The sequence below is a fragment of the Lewinella sp. IMCC34183 genome (assembly GCF_003390915.1).
In the GTDB taxonomy this organism is placed as follows: Bacteria; Bacteroidota; Bacteroidia; order Chitinophagales; family Saprospiraceae; genus Neolewinella.
Window position 1 is genome coordinate 955,542 of the sequence record NZ_QMEM01000001.1, and the last position, 12,430, is coordinate 967,971.

11 protein-coding genes are annotated in these 12,430 nt (G+C 61.1%); 5 read left to right on the plus strand and 6 right to left on the minus strand.

Features of this window, described 5'->3' with window-relative positions; all coding sequences use genetic code 11:
• Positions 1 to 20: 20 nt before the first annotated feature.
• Positions 21 to 3,719: a TonB-dependent receptor gene (locus DQG19_RS04000; RefSeq protein ID WP_116124902.1), complete on the minus strand. Its 3,699-nt coding sequence runs from the start codon at positions 3,717 to 3,719 to the stop codon at positions 21 to 23.
• Positions 3,720 to 3,991: 272 nt separating this feature from the next.
• On the opposite strand from DQG19_RS04000, the gene DQG19_RS04005 reads away from it, so the two are divergent.
• Positions 3,992 to 7,072: a cellulase family glycosylhydrolase gene (locus DQG19_RS04005; protein WP_198661644.1), complete on the plus strand. Its 3,081-nt coding sequence runs from the start codon at positions 3,992 to 3,994 to the stop codon at positions 7,070 to 7,072.
• Positions 7,073 to 7,283: 211 nt separating this feature from the next.
• Positions 7,284 to 7,655, plus strand: coding sequence for a PRC-barrel domain-containing protein (locus tag DQG19_RS04010; RefSeq protein ID WP_116124904.1), 372 nt, complete (start codon positions 7,284 to 7,286; stop codon positions 7,653 to 7,655).
• A 75-nt stretch (positions 7,656 to 7,730) separates the two neighbouring features.
• On the opposite strand, the gene DQG19_RS04015 is transcribed toward DQG19_RS04010, so the two are convergent.
• Entirely contained in the window at positions 7,731 to 9,071 is a 1,341-nt protein-coding gene (locus DQG19_RS04015) for an amidohydrolase family protein (RefSeq protein ID WP_116124905.1), read from the minus strand.
• A gap of 140 nt (positions 9,072 to 9,211) precedes the next feature.
• Here DQG19_RS04015 and DQG19_RS04020 point away from each other — a divergent pair, with 140 nt between their 5' ends.
• Genes DQG19_RS04020 through DQG19_RS04030 form a run of 3 tightly spaced genes read left to right on the plus strand, consistent with a single transcriptional unit; the run spans position 9,212 to position 10,201 of the window.
• Positions 9,212 to 9,388: a DUF6435 family protein gene (locus DQG19_RS04020; RefSeq protein ID WP_116124906.1), complete on the plus strand. Its 177-nt coding sequence runs from the start codon at positions 9,212 to 9,214 to the stop codon at positions 9,386 to 9,388.
• A gap of 7 nt (positions 9,389 to 9,395) precedes the next feature.
• Positions 9,396 to 9,557, plus strand: a complete 162-nt coding sequence (locus DQG19_RS04025; protein WP_116124907.1) for a DUF2256 domain-containing protein — start codon at positions 9,396 to 9,398, stop codon at positions 9,555 to 9,557.
• Between the two features lie 2 nt (positions 9,558 to 9,559).
• Positions 9,560 to 10,201, plus strand: coding sequence for a heme-copper oxidase subunit III (locus tag DQG19_RS04030; RefSeq protein WP_116124908.1), 642 nt, complete (start codon positions 9,560 to 9,562; stop codon positions 10,199 to 10,201).
• 288 nt (positions 10,202 to 10,489) lie between these two features.
• On the opposite strand, the gene prfB is transcribed toward DQG19_RS04030, so the two are convergent.
• The 4 genes from prfB to rpmB form a co-directional block, all read right to left on the minus strand.
• Positions 10,490 to 11,578, minus strand: coding sequence for a peptide chain release factor 2 (prfB, locus tag DQG19_RS04035; RefSeq protein WP_116124909.1), 1,089 nt, complete (start codon positions 11,576 to 11,578; stop codon positions 10,490 to 10,492).
• Between the two features lie 107 nt (positions 11,579 to 11,685).
• On the minus strand, positions 11,686 to 11,859 hold the full coding sequence (locus tag DQG19_RS04040; RefSeq protein WP_198661645.1) for a DUF4295 family protein: 174 nt from the start codon (positions 11,857 to 11,859) through the stop codon (positions 11,686 to 11,688).
• A 52-nt stretch (positions 11,860 to 11,911) separates the two neighbouring features.
• Positions 11,912 to 12,100 (minus strand): 50S ribosomal protein L33, encoded by a 189-nt coding sequence (gene rpmG, locus DQG19_RS04045; protein WP_116124911.1) that lies wholly within the window; start codon positions 12,098 to 12,100, stop codon positions 11,912 to 11,914.
• Positions 12,101 to 12,112: 12 nt separating this feature from the next.
• Positions 12,113 to 12,361: a 50S ribosomal protein L28 gene (gene rpmB / locus DQG19_RS04050; RefSeq protein ID WP_116124912.1), complete on the minus strand. Its 249-nt coding sequence runs from the start codon at positions 12,359 to 12,361 to the stop codon at positions 12,113 to 12,115.
• Between the last annotated feature and the right edge of the window lie 69 nt (positions 12,362 to 12,430).

Sequence of the window (12,430 nt, forward strand, 5' to 3'; positions counted from 1 at the left end):
GGTGCGGACGAGAGGGAGCATCATAGGCCAAAGCGGACACCGATGTACATCCGGCGCGGTAAACTGAAAAAATCGGAGTTGAGTACGCGCCACTGGTAGCTGTCGAGGTAGGAGGCGACCGGGCGGGTGCCCCCCTCGATGCTCTCCAGCTGGTCGCGCCCGAAGCTGCTCTGCAGGAAACCCGGGTCTTCCGGGGACCCCGTGGCGGAGTACACCCCGATGATGTTGCGGCGGTCGAGGATGTTGCTGACGCGGAAGTACACGTTGAGGCCCGCCCGCCCGGCGATCTGGAAGTTCTTTTCGATCTGTCCGTTCAGGGTGAAGTTCCACGGGTTGCGGCTGCCGTTGATGGCGCCGCGCGTGCCCGAACCGCCCAGCTCCAGGGGGATGAAGGTGGCGGTGTAGGGCCGGCCGGAAACGGCAACCGTCTGCAGGTTGAAACCGGAATTGTCGAGCCACCGGGGCGTCCCGCTGCGGCTGTCGAAGCGGTAGTCGAGGACCAGGTTGATGCGGTGCCGCTCGTCGAAACTCAGGGGAAAGAGCGTACGCAGGTTGCCCCGGTTGGTGAGGCCGCGCTGGCTGGTCGAATTGGAGCCGGTGCCGTCGGCGAATTGCAGCGTATAGTTCGCGTTGACCGTGACGTTGCTGGTGCGCCGCAGGTCGTAGGTGAAGCTGAAGCCCTTGACGGTACCGAAATCCTGATTGTCGTAGGTGGTATACTGGTTGACGATCGGCACGGGGAAGTAAGTGCGCAACTGGATCATGTCGCGCAGTTCCTTATAGTAAGCGGCCAGGGTAATGGCCGAGGAATTGCTCACCTTGGTCTTGAAGCCCACCTCGTAATCGATCGTCCGTTCGGGCCGAAGGGCCGGGTTGTTGAAGGGACTGCCGGGCGAACCGGGCCGCTCCACGAAGTAGTAGTAGTCGAGGGCCGTGGCCAGCGTGTTGCTGGCGGGTCGCTGCACCAGCACGTCGTAGTGGGCGAAGAAGTTGGCCTCCCCGGAGATCGGGAAAGAGAAGGCCAGGCGCGGCATGATGTTGTACTGCACCTGGTAATCTTCGAAGGAGGTTTCCACCGTAAAATCCGGTGACTTGATGAAGTTATTGGATTCCCGCACCTGCTCGCTGGCGTAGCTCGGGAACACCAGCCCGGTACGGACGCCCTCGATCTCCTGCGGTCCGTTGGTGGGCGTACCATCCGCCTGGTACCAGTTGTCGTTGAAGCGGTAGGCGCGTACCTGGTCGCTGTTCTCCGCGACGGTGTACACCTTGAAGTCTTCCCCGATGTTGCCGGGCCGCTCCCCGCCGAAGTTGGCGTGGAAGTCCGCCGCTCCGGCGATCTCGTAGAGGCTGTAGGGGTCGCGCAGCACCTTGGTGTTGGCGTCGTACCGGTCGGCGCGGACCCCCACGCGGAAGATCATGTTGTTGATCGTGAACTTGTCCTGGAGGTAGGCCGCCGCGTACACCGGCCGGTTGGGCGCTACCGTGAACCGCTGCTCGCCGGTCACGGGGTCGATGGCGAAGAAGTCGTCAAAGGTGCCATTCACCTCGTTGCCGAGGTAGTCGTAGCCCACGTAGCCCACCAGCTGGGCAAAGGTGAGCTCCTGGGCGCTGAACTGATCGAGCGAAAGCTGGTCGGGCGACAGGCCGTCTATATTTACGTACTGGTCAATGGGGATGTCCAGGTCCTCGCGGACCCGGCGGTAGAAGGTGCCGGCGTCGGACTGTACCGTGGGTGCCACCACGGTCGCGGGCCCTACGTACCGCTGGTCGCCGGTGCCGAGGTCGACGTCTACGGTAGAAACTACCCGGTTGAGGGTGTCCACGGTATTGAGGTGGCGGTTGATGAGCTGCCGCCCGGCCGTCCACAGTCCACCGGGGGCCATGCTATAGCTTCGGTTGACGCGCTGCTCGAAGACCACCCCGAGCTGCACGCTGTGGCGGCTTTTGTCGGAGTTTCCTGGCACCAGCTCGAAGGTGGCGTTGCCGTTGAAGGTGTAGGTATCGTTGTCGGAAAACGCGTAGCTGTTATAAACGGAGCCCACGTTGGCGTGGAATCCCCAGCTGTCACGGTAGAGCGTCTGCGTGCGGCCGTTGACGGCGGCGAACTGGTCCAGGGTGGGAATGGGCTCCCCGTCGGCGGTTTGCTGCTGCACCCCGAGTTCGCCGTAGCGGTCGTCGGTAAAAATGAGATCCTCCCCGTAGCCCAGGAAATTGTTGTAGTTGGACAGTACCGGATTGACGGAGGTACTGGGGTCGAAGCTGCGGAGCACTTCGCGGTAGTCGGCCTGGACGGCCCGCAGCGGTACCCCGTCAGCGTCGTACTCCACCCCGAAGACGGGGATATAATCGATGTCGAAGCGGCCCACGTAGCCGTAATTGAAAAAGTTGTCGCCGTGAACCGGATCGGCGATCTCGCCCCGGTTGTTTTCGATCCCGAGCTGCAGGATGTAGCTGGAGTTCTGGATGAGGCTCCGGTTGTTGCCCTGCTCCCCGGCCGCGCCGGCCCCCGACAGCCGGTGACGGAAGCGGAAGTTGGCCCGGTAGTCCTCACCGGCCACGGTGGGGTTGCGGGCGGCGTTGTAGGTGCGCCAGGTGATCCCCCCACCCTCGCCCGGGGTAAACTGGTTGTTGTCGCGTCCGTAAAAGCCCGAGAGCGATACGTCGATCGCGTCGCTGATGCGCGCGTCAATCTTGCCGTTCAGGTTCAGGGAGTTGGAGGCTTCGAACGGACGCGTACGCAGGGCTTCCACGTCGTCGTTGGTGAGGAAATCGGCCGCCACGAAGGGCTGGCCGCCGCGCAGGATGACCGGGTTGGCCTCGAGGTCGGCGATCACGTCCTCCCGGGCCCGGTAGATGGGTACGGCGCTGGGGTCGTCGTCGCGTCGGTAGGTGTAGCGACCGCTGAGGCGGAAGCCCAGGATGGCCCGGTCGGCGCCCCGCTTGATGAGCGGCCCCGAGACGGCCACCCCTACGAGACTGTTGCCGTAGTCGTCGAGTCCCTCGCTGGTCTCGGCTTCGGCGTTGACGAAGAATTCCGAACTGGGCCCCTTGGTCGTGATGGAAATGATGCCGCCGGTCACGTCGCCGTAGCGTGCCTCGAGACCACCGGTGATGACCTGCAGCTGCTCGATCTCCGACTCGGGCAGGAGGCTGCCGCGCACCCGGACGCCGTCGACGTAGTAATCGGTGGCGTTGGCGCGTGATCCGCGGATGGTGATAGCCGACCCTTCGTCGGCCGACGCGGCGCCGGCCGTGATGGAAGCCAGCTGGTTGATGTTTCGGGTGGGCAGGCGCTGGATCTCGCTGGCCGTGATCGTCTGGCCGGACGTAGTGTTATCGACCTCGATCAGGGGCACGTCGTAGCCGGTGACGACCACCGTCTCCAGGTTCACGCCGCCTTCGTTGCTTACCTCCACGTCGGCCACGTTGGTCCGCCCCGGCAGCACCGGAATGTCGGTAAGCCGGGTGGGTGGATAGCCCGTATAGTTCACCTCGATGTCGTAGGTGCCGGGGTCGATGTTGGAGAAGAAGAAGTTGCCGCTGAGGTCCGTAGTCGTTCCCTGAAAAAAACTCCCCTCTTTAAACAGGGAAACCGCGGCAAAAGAAAGTGGCTCCCCACCGCCGTCCACGTCGGTAACCTTACCGGAAAGGGCGGTCTGGGCGGTCGCACACCACGCAAGAAGCAGAAAGAAAGGTAGGAGTAACGGTCTTTTCATGCGGTGGCGTTGCGCGGCGGGGCTTCCGCGGGATGACAGTGGCTACAAATTTGCAAAACGCACGGCGAACTTTCACCCCCATTGGGAGGGGGGTACCATATGCGACAAAAATCAGAAGCTTCCCCGCCCGGCACACCGGCGGCAGGCTGTTAGGTAAATATGCGCGGGAAAGCGGGCAAAAGCCGGTTATCTTACGAGACCGGATATCCCCGGCACCCGCGTTCCCGCACCTGATTATGGGGGACCGTCCCCTTACAAACATCGATCAAGCTATGACAACACGCCTACCCATTTACCTCCTCCTCACCCTGCTCTGTTCTCCGCTGGCCGCCCAGCTCACACCCGCCACGGCCGTCGCCGAAATGGCGCGTGGCATCAACCTGGGCAACACCCTTGAGCCCCCGATGGAGGGCGACTGGAACAACGGCCCGGCCGAGGAAAGCTACTTCGACGCCTACGTCGACGCGGGCTTTACCAACGTCCGGATACCGGTCCGCTGGGATGAGCATACCCTCGACAGCGCCCCCTACACCGTCGACGCCGCCTGGATGGACCGGGTGGAAGAAGTGGTCGACTGGGGCCTCGACCGGGGCCTGTACATCACCCTTAACACCCACCACGAGGACTGGCTGAAGAATGGCTACGCCGACCCCGACCTCCGCGCGCGCTTCGACGCGATCTGGGAGCAGATCGTAAACCGCTTCGGCGATAAGTCCGAAAAGCTGCTCTTCGAGATCATCAACGAGCCCTTCGGGATGACCGTGGCGGAGGTGGACGAGCTCAACGCCCGTATTCTCGGCATCATCCGCGCGGATAACCCCACCCGCCTCGTCATCTTCGGCGGCAACCAGTACGCCAACGCCGAGGAACTGGTGGTGGCCGCGGTGCCGGAAGACGACTACGTGATCGGCTATTTTCACTCCTATGACCCCTGGTCGTTCGCGGGAGAGGGTACGGGTACCTGGGGCACCGCCGCCGACTACCAGGCCCTGGAGAATAAGCTTCAGCGGGTCGACAGCTGGTCTCAGGCCAACGACGTGCCCGTCCACCTCAGCGAGTTCGGCGCCGTATTGCAGGCCGATTACAACTCGCGCATGCGCTGGTACGCGGCCTACGTGGAAGCCGCCCTGCGCCACGGCTTCGCGTTCTCCGTCTGGGACGATGGAGGAATGTTCGGCATTCTCGACCGCGCGGACAACAGCTGGCCGGAAGTGAAGGACGTGCTCCTGTACACCTACACCGATTCGCCGACCACGCTTACCGCCACGGCCTCCGACCCGGCCGATACCCTGAACCTGAGCGTGGCCCTTAGCTGGACCAACCGGGCCGACGGCAACGGAATCACCGTAGAGCGGCGCAGGGGAGAGGAAGCGTTTGCCCCCCTGGTCGATCTGGCGGGAACGGCCGAGACGTACACGGATACTGCCGTTACCAAAGGTACCTTTTACACCTACCGCATCGTAACGTCCCGTAACGACGGCACCGAACTGCAATCGTACCCCGCCCGCGTGCTGGTATCCGCCGGTCCCCAAGAACCCTTTGGTTCCGCCCCGGCGGTATTGCCCGGGACCCTGCAGGCGGAGGACTACGACCGGGGCGGCGAGAGTGTGGCCTACCACGACTCCGAATCCGAAAACATCCCCGGCGGCTACCGGCCCGAAGAAGGGGTGGATATCGGAGCCGCCGGTGATGGCGGCTTTGCCGTGGGTTACGTGGCCCGCGGGGAGTGGCTGGAGTTTAGTGTCATCGTCGACAGCGCGGGCAGCTACGCCGTCACCGCGGCCGTAGCGTCTGCCGTCGGAGGGGGCAGCATGCTGGTCAGCAATTCCCTGAACGCCTCCAGCGTATCGCTCCGCGTGTCCGGTGACGGCACCGGAGGTTACGAGACCTTCGAAGAAGTGACCACCCCCGGGCGGCTGAACCTCGAGGCCGGCGAGCAGGTGATCCGGATCGACTTTACGAGTGAGGAAGCCTTCAATCTTGACTCCCTGACCTTTACCCGCGTAGCCGCGGACACGAACGCCATCGTGAACTACTACGACCTGCTGGATACCGCGGCGCAGCGCTTTACCGGCTCGCCGGTGGGGATCACCTACGGGGTTGCCGATGGGATATTGACCATCAGCGGCGACGGTACCTCCCCCAGCTACCAGACGTTTCGCTATACGCTTCCCGATTCCCTGCTTGCCGATGTGGGCAACTCCGGCAACCTGCTCTTCCTGCGGGCGCGTACCCTGAGCGGCGCACCGGTGGACCTGCGCGTCGACCTCGTCGACGAAAAAGAACTGGCCACTACCGTGGCGGGCCGCACCATCACCGTGGAGGGAACCGAATTTATGACCTATGAGATCGATTACACCGGCGGTTACCAGGACGGTGGCTACGGCGGAACCGGCTGCGACGACGCTCCCTGCGCCGTCGACGGCAACCGTATCGTCGCGCTTACCTTCTACCTCGAAGCCCCCACCGGAGGGTTCTCCGGCACGGTGGAGATCGATTACCTGAGCTTTGGCGAGGCGCTTGACGGCGGCGGGGAAGGCCCAACCGGGATCGTCAATTACAGCGACAACCTGGACGGCGCCGGCGACCGCTTTACCGGCAGCCCGGCCGGCCTCACCTATACGCTTACCGATGGCGTGCTGACCGTCGTGGGCGACGGCACCTCCGGCCCCTACCCTAACTTTGCTTACGACCTGCGCGACGAAAACGGCGATGCCGCGCTGGCGGACGCAATCGGCTCCGGCGACCTGCTCTACATACGCGCCCGCGCGGCGGGTGACGGGCCGGTCGACCTACGCATCGACCTCGTCGACCAGAACAACTTCCACACCACCCTCGCGGGCCGCACGGTACAGGTCAGCGGAGAAGCCTTCCAGACGTACCGTTTGGATTACGCGGGCGGCTACGCCGACGGCGGGTACGGAGGAACGGCCTGCACCGAGGAAACCCAGCCCTGCCCGGTGGACGGTCGCCGCATCGCCCGCCTCGTCTTCTACGTGGACCCCGAGACGGGAGGCTTCGACGGTACGCTGGAGATCGACCGGATCCAGTTTGGTACCGACGTGTTTACTAGCGTGCGGGAGGACTTTGCCTTTCCGGACCTGCGGGTATACCCCAATCCGGCCACCGTTGAGCTCAACCTCGCCTACCGGGCCGTCAGCAGTGGAGACGTACGCGTACGATTGTACGACGCCACGGGCCGCACCGCGGTAGACCGTCGGGTCAGCAACCGCGCGGGGAGCCACGAACGATTGAGCGTCCCGCTTCGCGATCTGTCCCCGGGACTCTATTATCTGCACCTGCTCGGCGCCGACGGGCGGCAGAGCCGGGGGTATCCGGTACGCATTCAGTAAGCGCAATCAGTGCCACCGGGTTAGGGCCCGTTACCCTACCCGGTGGCATTGACCTATGGATTGTGTCGGATATTGGGGATAAATTTAAATTAATTGGTTACAAAGTAAACTTTTTGCGTATTCGCGTTGTTATATTAGTGTATTTTGATTTGATAATCGCGGGAAATAGTAAGTAGCAAGTATAGTAGTACCGCCCCTAAACAATAACATAATGAACAACCTCATTCTTTCCTCGACCTCCATTACCGGAACCAACGTAACCAACGCAAAAGGTGAAAACCTCGGCGAGATTCACGATCTGATGATCGACACCGACAACGGTACCGTAAATTATGCCGTACTGTCCTTCGGTGGATTTCTCGGACTCGGCGACAAGTACTTTGCCGTGCCCTTCGAGGCCTTCAGTGTTAACACCACTACCGAAAAGTGGGTCCTGAACGTAACCAAGGACCGACTCGAGAACGCACCTGGTTTCGATAAGAACAACTGGCCTGATACCAGCAATCATTCCTACTGGAATGACCTGTACAGTCACTATGGCGTGAAGCGCCGTTCCTTCGTGAACAGTAATCAACCCGCCTAACTACGCCGGTTGACCTAAAGCCCCTAACACCAGACCCTACAAAGCCCACTGCAGCCCCGCTGCAGCGGGCTTTTTTTATTTCACCCGCTTGCCGTGCTTCATCACCAGGTCTACCCCCTGGAGCAGGCTGATGTGCCGGAGTACATCGCCTTTAACGGCGATGATGTCGGCGTACTTCCCGACGGATACGGTGCCGTAGTCAGCGTCGACCCCCATCATTTTGGCGGGCCAGTACGTAGCGGCCTTGATGGTATACATGGCCGGAAAGTCGAATTCGTTCGTCCAGACGTCGAGCTCGTTCCACGTGCTCTGGCAGTGAAACTTCATCGGGATACCCGAATCCGTACCCACCATCAGCACCACGCCGGCTTCCCGCAGCTGGTTCACCTTGCGCTCGAGGGTGGGCCGGCGGATGGGGGTGAGCTGGAAATAGGGCAGCTGCCCCGGGGTCTGCAGGCTGGCCTCGATATCGGCGACGATCTCGGGGGTGAGTCCCTCCTTCCAGCAGTCGTTGTCGAGGGCTTCCGGATTGTCGCGGGTATACTCGTAATTGTACAGTCCCTCCACGGTCGGGGTCCAGTACAGCGGCCCCAGGCTCATCTGGGCGGTGCGCTCGCGGATCATCTCCATCACGTCTTCCGGATAGGCCGGTGCGGAGCTCAGGCCGGTATGCTCGAAGCAGTCTACGCCGGCCTCTAGCCCGAGGCGGATCTCCTCGGGCCGGTGGGCGTGGGCCACGACGGGCAGGTCGTGCCGGTGGGCCTCATCCACCAGGGCAAAGAAGGCCTCGCGGGGGATATCGTCCTGGTCGACCACCTTGATACAGTCCACGCCCGCCGCGGCCAGTTCCCGCACCTTGCTGCGGGCCTCCTCCACGCTCTGTATCCCCCAGCGGAAGTCTTCCGTCCCCGGGTAGGGCGCGGCCTGCAGGAAGGGGCCGCTCATGTAGAGGGTCGGCCCCGGCAGCTCACCGGCATTGATGCGGTCGCGTACGCTGATGCTCTCCTCCAGCGGGCCACCGAGGTCGCGGGCACTGGTCACGCCGGCCATCAGCAGCTGCTTGGCGCCGGCGGGCATGATGATCTCGGCCAGTTGTGGGGGGTACATGGAGTCCCAGTGGGCGTAGTCGCTGTGGCCGTTGATCATCAGATGGACGTGCATGTCCCAGAGGCCGGGGAGGACACTCATCCCCTCCGTCGAAATCACCTCGGCTCCCTCCGGGATCGCGACCTCGTCCTGGGTGCCCACGGCCGTGATGCGGTCGTTCTCCACCAGGATCACGCTGTTGTAGATCGGTGTCCCGCCGAAGCCATCGATCAGCGTACCGCCCACCAGGGCCTTCAGCCCGGAGGAGGATTGCGCCGTAGCGCAGGTGCAGAGGAGGAGGGCGAGCAGCAGGCAGTACAGGTTGCGCATGGCAAAGGATTGAGGTGGAGAAAGCTTACCCGGCGACCCGGAGCCGCGCGGCGCAACGAACATAACGAATGCGGAGCATACCCGGGCGGTCGGACCGCAACCTAAGTCGGTACGGCCCGTTACATCACAAAGCCCCCACCATGTTCGGACTATTCAAGAAGGACCCCGTAAAGCAATTAGAAAAGGATTACAGTCGCCTGCTGGAGGAAGCAATGGCCCTCCAACGCGGGGGCGACATTCGCGGCTACGCCGCCAAATCTGCCGAAGCCGAAGCCGTCATGGACCGAATCGAAGAGTTGCGCAAGAACAAAAAGTAAGCCCGCGATGGCCCACCGTAAGCCTAACCTGCCGGAGAAAGTGTGCCCGGTCTGCAGCCGCCCGTTCACCTGGCGTAAAAAATGGGAACGGGTGTGGGACGAGGTTAAATACTGCTCCGAGCGGTGCCGCCGGCAGCGCGGGCAAGCTCCGCAGGACAAACAGGAATAAGCATGTACGAACGCCCCCACGAGATCGAGCGTCCGATCGACGACACCCAGGACAACTTCGCGTTTCACCCCAAGAACATCTACCTGTCGCTGCTGCTGTTCAGCCTCAGCATGCTGTTTCTGGCCATGACCGCAGCCTTCGTGTACACGCGGGTACAGAGCGACCTGCCGCCCATACAGTTGCCGGTGCTGTTCTACCTCAATACGATCATCCTGCTCGCCAGCAGCTATACGATGGTTTCCGCCAAGCGGGCCTACCTCGCGGACAATACCAGGCAGTACCAACGCATGCTGTGGTACACCCTGTACCTCTCGCTCTTCTTTATGGCCATGCAGTTGGTGGCCTGGTACCAACTCTTCAGCCAACAGATCTACGTCAACAGCGATAATTCGGCGGGCTACCTATACGTGATATCCGCACTGCACTTCGCCCACGTGATCGGAGGACTTCCATTCCTTGGACTTTTTCTATACCGCGCCCGCAAATACATGCGCGAACCGGTGAGCGTACTGGTATACTTCAGTGATCCGGACAAGCGACTCAACCTGCGGCTGCTCACCATCTATTGGCACTTCCTCGACGGGCTTTGGATATATCTGGTTATCTTCTTCTTGATCAACCAGTTACTGTGGCAAGCCATTTAAGTGTTATTATATTTAATTGGCTTATCAATATTAATAAATAGCCCGCTGTATTTCATTTCCTACTTATAGCGATTAATCACATTCGTCTGATTATCAGATCTTTGCAATTTTGGCACGTAATTTGTAAACTAACAGTACACGCTTGAGACCCCTATTAATTTCTGTCGAATTTGTTAAAGAGACACGTTTTACGTTGATGGCTACATTACGACACATTGAACGACACACATAGGCATTAGCCTAACCCTATTATCCAAAGCACCTAGCCTCCGGCTGGGTGCTTTTATTTTATCGGGCTTCCCCGCTCCAACGAAGATACGCTTTAAGAAATTCTTCGATGTCTCCGTTTAAGACGGCATCGGTCTGGCTGGTCTGCCAGTTGGTACGGTGATCCTTTACGCGCCGGTCGTCCAGTACGTAGCTGCGGATCTGGCTTCCCCATTCGTTGGAGGTCTTGCCGGCCTCTATTTCGTCCTTTGCGGCCCGCTGAGCCTCCAACTCGCGCTCGTACAGGCGGCTGCGGAGCATATTCAGGGCGCGTTCGCGGTTCTGGTGCTGGCTGCGTTCTTCTTGGCACTCCACGACGATACCGGTGGGCTCGTGGGTTACGCGGACGGCCGATTCGGTCTTGTTGACGTGCTGACCGCCCGCCCCGGAGGCGCGGAAGGTATCCCAGCGAATATCGGCGGGGTTGATCTCCACCTCGATGCTGTCGTCGACCCGCGGATGGACGAAGACGGAGGCGAAGCTCGTTTGCCGTTTTCCCTGGGCGTTGAAGGGACTGATCCGTACGAGGCGGTGCACCCCGTTCTCCCCCTTCATCATGCCGTAAGCGAATTCGCCGATGATCTCCAGGGTGGCGGATTTGATACCGGCCACGTCGCCGGCCGTCTCGCTGGCGAGGCTCACGCGGTAGTCGGCATACTTTTCGGCGTACATGGTGTACATGCGCATGAGCATCTCGGCCCAGTCGTTGCTCTCCGTGCCCCCCGCCCCGGCGTTGATTTCCAGGATGCAGCCGAGCTCATCCTCGGGTCGGTTGAGGGTGGCGCGGAATTCCGCGTCGTCCAGTACGGCGAGCGTCTCGTCGTACCGCCGGTCGACCTCCTCCTCGGTGCCTTCGCCCTCCCGGAGGAACTCCTGAAGTACCTCGAGGTCATCGACCCGGTCGGCTACCTGCTGGTACTGCTGCACCCATCGCTTGTGGGTCTGCAGCTCCTTCATAATCGCCTCGGCCTGGGTGGAATCGTTCCAGAAATTCGGATCGAGGCTGCGCTGGGTCAGGTCCTCTATTTTGAAGGAGCGCGCCTCTACGTCGAGGTACCCGCGCAGGAGCGATAGGCGGGCCTGCAGTTCTTTGAGTTGATCGTTTGTCATGGCGGAGGAAAAGGACGGTAGGAAATGGAGCGGGCAGCGGGGAGCTGGCGCACGGAAGCCCGGCCCGCGCTAGGCAGACCGGGCTTCCGGCGGGAAGGACGGGAAAATTACTTGTCCTTCATGAAGTCGTCCAGTTTGTCCTTGTGGATCATTACTTCCTTGTAGGAGTAGCTGCCCGTTTCGGGATTCTTGATGGACTGAACGACCTTTACGAAGTCGCGGCCGCTGCCGGCGTTGGCAGCGCGCTTACCTACGCGTGAGTTCTTTGATACCTTTGCCATGATTGGTGCATTTTTTCAACTAACGGCCCGGGGGCGGGCAGGGTTGAAAGAGTTACTTGATTTCCCGGTGCACCGTCATGCGGCGCAGGTTGGGGTTGTACTTCTTGAGCTCGAGGCGACCGGGCGTGTTCTTCCGGTTCTTCTCGGTCACGTAGCGGCTGGTGCCGGCCACGTTGGTTTCCTTCTGCTCGGTGCACTCCAGAATGATCTGGTTGCGGTTGCCTTTGCTTTTCTTAGCCATGGGGGATATAAATTAGAGCTTGACGCCGGTTTCGATGCCCTTGTTCTCCAGCTTCTTGATGTAGGTGTACACGCCGAGCTTGTTGATGGTGCGCATGGCACTGGTGGATACCCGCAGGGTAACGAACTTATCCAGTTCGGGAACGAAGAAGCGCTTCTTCTGGATGTTCGGCACGAAACGACGCTTGGTCTTCCGGTTGGAGTGGGATACGTTATTGCCGCTGATCGGCTTCTTTCCCGTGAGTTTGCAAACTTTGGACATAGCGAGATGGCGTTGCTGTCAGAAATACCCGCACCTCGGGGGTGGGGAAAAAAAAAGCAGACCGCAGCC

Excerpts from the sequence above, each read along its gene's own strand:
- DQG19_RS04015 (WP_116124905.1), bottom strand. The coding sequence starts at position 9,071 with ATGCGCAACCTGTACTGCCTGCTGCTCGCCCTCCTCCTCTGCACCTGC.
- rpmB (WP_116124912.1), bottom strand. The coding sequence starts at position 12,361 with ATGTCCAAAGTTTGCAAACTCACGGGAAAGAAGCCGATCAGCGGCAAT.
- DQG19_RS04010 (WP_116124904.1), top strand. The coding sequence starts at position 7,284 with ATGAACAACCTCATTCTTTCCTCGACCTCCATTACCGGAACCAACGTA.
- DQG19_RS04040 (WP_198661645.1), bottom strand. The coding sequence starts at position 11,859 with ATGGCAAAGGTATCAAAGAACTCACGCGTAGGTAAGCGCGCTGCCAAC.
- prfB (WP_116124909.1), bottom strand. The coding sequence starts at position 11,578 with ATGACAAACGATCAACTCAAAGAACTGCAGGCCCGCCTATCGCTCCTG.
- DQG19_RS04000 (WP_116124902.1), bottom strand. The coding sequence starts at position 3,719 with ATGAAAAGACCGTTACTCCTACCTTTCTTTCTGCTTCTTGCGTGGTGT.
- rpmG (WP_116124911.1), bottom strand. The coding sequence starts at position 12,100 with ATGGCTAAGAAAAGCAAAGGCAACCGCAACCAGATCATTCTGGAGTGC.
- DQG19_RS04020 (WP_116124906.1), top strand. The coding sequence starts at position 9,212 with ATGTTCGGACTATTCAAGAAGGACCCCGTAAAGCAATTAGAAAAGGAT.
- DQG19_RS04005 (WP_198661644.1), top strand. The coding sequence starts at position 3,992 with ATGACAACACGCCTACCCATTTACCTCCTCCTCACCCTGCTCTGTTCT.
- DQG19_RS04030 (WP_116124908.1), top strand. The coding sequence starts at position 9,560 with ATGTACGAACGCCCCCACGAGATCGAGCGTCCGATCGACGACACCCAG.
- DQG19_RS04025 (WP_116124907.1), top strand. The coding sequence starts at position 9,396 with ATGGCCCACCGTAAGCCTAACCTGCCGGAGAAAGTGTGCCCGGTCTGC.